Below are 2,543 nucleotides of genomic sequence, written 5' to 3' on the forward strand. Positions count from 1 at the left end.
TCGCCCGCCTGCGCGCCGAGATCGACCGCCGCCGCCGGCCGCTGCTGCTCGGCCTCGCGGCGATCGTGCTCGCGCTCGGAGCCCTGCAGGCGATCAGCATGCGCCCGACCTCGAACGGCGACGCCGCCCGCGCGACTCAGCCGCCGACGGTGCTGGCCGACACCGCCGCGCCCAGGACCGAGCCAAAGAGCGAGCCGAAGGCCGAGCCGCGGGCCGAGAAGCCCGAGCCGGCGATGCCGGCGGAGGCCCGCCCGATCCCGGCCGACCCGCAGACCACCCAGTCGCTTCCGACCCCCACGGAGGCGAAACCGGCCTCGGCCAGGAGCGCGGTGCCGCAGGTGTCGAGCATGGCCTCGCTCGCCGGCGACCTCTCCGCCCTGCCCGCCGGCCTGTCGAAGCTGCGCCAGGCGGCGCAGGACGGCGACGGCGTCGCGGTCTGGGAGCTCGCCGGGCGCGCCGCGGACGGGCGCGGCCTGCCCCGCGACCTGTCGCTGGCGGCCAAGCTCTACGAGAAGCTCGCCGGCGCCGGCTACGCGCCGGCCCAGTACAAGTATGCCGGGCATTTCGAGAAGGGCGCCGGCCTCGTGCGCGACCTCGACAAGGCCAAGATGTGGTACGGCCGCGCCGCCGAGCAGGGCCATGCCCGCTCGATGCACAACCTCGCGGTGATCTACGCCGAGAACCCGGGCGCCACCGGCAAGCCGGACTACGCGTCGGCCGCCTCGTGGTTCAGGCAGGGCGCCGAGTACGGCGTCCGCGACAGCCAGTACAACCTCGCGGTGCTCTACGCCCGCGGCCTCGGCCTGACCCAGGACCTCGCGCAATCCTACGCGTGGTTCGCCGCCGCCGCCGCACAGGGCGACGAGGATGCCGGCAAGAAGCGCGACGACGTGGCGACCAAGCTGAACCCGTCCGACCTCGCCGCGGCGCGCAGCCTCGCCGCGAACTTCAAGCCGCACCGCCTCGACCGCGCGGTCAACGAGCCCCCGGTCTCGAAGGACGCCGCCGGGCCGATGACGCTCCTCGGCGCGCCGGCACCGATGGCGCCGGCCCTCGCCCCGGCCGGCCGCAAGGGCGTCTGAGCGCACAGCGATCCGCCCGGGACGACGACCCTGGCGGCGAAGCTTGACCATGATGCCGCAGTGCGGGAACCACTCTGCCGTGGCGTTCGTAGAATCGTGTGATTCGTTAGGCGACCGCCGATCCGCAGCGGGCAAACCGGAGATCGGATGGCGCGCGTCTCCCCCGTACCGACCGGCGCCGTCCTCCTCGGCGTCGCAGGGCTGATCCCGTTCGTGGGCTTCGCCGCGCTCGCCGTCAGCGGCAGCGACGGCGGCCTCGGCACGATCGGCCTGTCGCCGCGCACGATCCTCTCGGCCTACGGGGCGGTGATCGCGTCGTTCCTCGGCGGCATCCGCTGGGGCGCGGCCGCCGCGCGCAACGCCGGCAACGCCGACTACCTCATCGCCATCGTCCCCTCGCTCCTGGCTTGGGCCGCGCTTGCGGCGCCGGCGCCGTGGGACCTGCGGACCCTCGGCGTCCTGGTGCTCGCCTGGGGAATCGTGGACCAGGACCTCGTCCGGCGCGGCCTCGTCCCGGTCTGGCTCGGGCGCCTGCGCCTCGTGCTCTCCGGCGTCGCCGGCGCCGCCCTGCTCGTCGCCGCCTGACGCCCGCGATCAGAACGGCAGCTTCATCCCGGGCGGCAGCGGCAGGCCCTTGGTCAGCTCGGCCATGCGCTCCTGCGCCGCCTGCTCGGCCTTGCCCCGCGCGTCGTTGACGGCGGCGAGGACCAGATCCTCCAGGATCTCGCGCTCGTCGGCGACCATCAGGCTCGGATCGATCGCGACCGCCTTAACGAGCCCCTTGGCCGTCATCGTCACGCGCACCGAGCCGCCGCCGGAGGCGCCCGAAACCTCGACCGTGTCGAGCTCGGCCTGGATGCCGGCCATCTTCTCCTGCATGGCCTGAGCCTGCTTCATGATGCCCATGATGTCGCGCATGCGGGTCGGTCTCTCGGTTGCGAAGTGAGGACGTGATCTGGGGAGCCGGTCTGGCGGATGCCAGCGTCAGGCGTCGTCGGCTTCGACATCCTCGAGGCCGGCCCCATCGAGCCCGGCGGGCGCTTCGAGGTCGGCCGGCGCCTCGGGCGCGGTGTCGCGCACGTCCACGATCTGTGCGCCGGGGAAGCGCGCCAGCACCTCGCGCACCAGCGGATGCGAGGCTGCGTTCTCGCGGCGGCTCTCCACCGCGGCGCGGGCCTGTGCGTCCAGCGTCGGCGCGCCCGCTTCCCGCGAGGCCGTGACGACCCAGCGCCGGCCGGTCCATTGTTCGAGCGCCTTGGCGAGGTCGGCATGCAGCGACGGGCGCCCGCCCTCCGCCTGCCGGAACTCGATGCGGCCGTTCTCGAAGCGCACGAGGTGTGCCTCGCGCTCCAGCGCCGACTTCAGCAGGATGTCGCGGCGCGCGTCGGCCAACGCCACCACGTCCTCGAACCGCGACAGGCGCGGGCCGGCCGGCTCGGCGGGCCGAGCCTGCGTCACGGG

The 2,543-nt window shown here is 74.2% G+C and carries 2 protein-coding genes and 2 pseudogenes; 2 read left to right on the forward strand and 2 right to left on the reverse strand.

Annotated features, from left to right (window positions below):
- Positions 1 to 1,082, forward strand: a pseudogene (locus tag FV229_RS26425) (hypothetical protein); the annotation flags it as partial.
- A 147-nt stretch (positions 1,083 to 1,229) separates the two neighbouring features.
- Positions 1,230 to 1,667, forward strand: coding sequence for a DUF3429 domain-containing protein (locus FV229_RS26430; protein ID WP_147754752.1), 438 nt, complete (start codon positions 1,230 to 1,232; stop codon positions 1,665 to 1,667).
- Between the two features lie 9 nt (positions 1,668 to 1,676).
- Here FV229_RS26430 and FV229_RS26435 read toward each other — a convergent pair whose 3' ends face one another.
- Entirely contained in the window at positions 1,677 to 2,000 is a 324-nt protein-coding gene (locus FV229_RS26435) for a YbaB/EbfC family nucleoid-associated protein (protein ID WP_147754753.1), read from the reverse strand.
- Between the two features lie 66 nt (positions 2,001 to 2,066).
- Positions 2,067 to 2,543 (reverse strand): annotated as a pseudogene (locus tag FV229_RS26440) (DNA polymerase III subunit gamma/tau); the annotation flags it as partial.

The organism is Methylobacterium sp. WL120, assembly GCF_008039465.1.
GTDB classification, from domain to species: Bacteria; Pseudomonadota; Alphaproteobacteria; order Rhizobiales; family Beijerinckiaceae; genus Methylobacterium; species Methylobacterium cerastii.

Bases quoted from the DNA above. Each gene is read 5' to 3' on its own strand.
- FV229_RS26430 (WP_147754752.1), top strand. From the start codon at position 1,230: ATGGCGCGCGTCTCCCCCGTACCGACCGGCGCCGTCCTCCTCGGCGTC.
- FV229_RS26435 (WP_147754753.1), bottom strand. From the start codon at position 2,000: ATGCGCGACATCATGGGCATCATGAAGCAGGCTCAGGCCATGCAGGAG.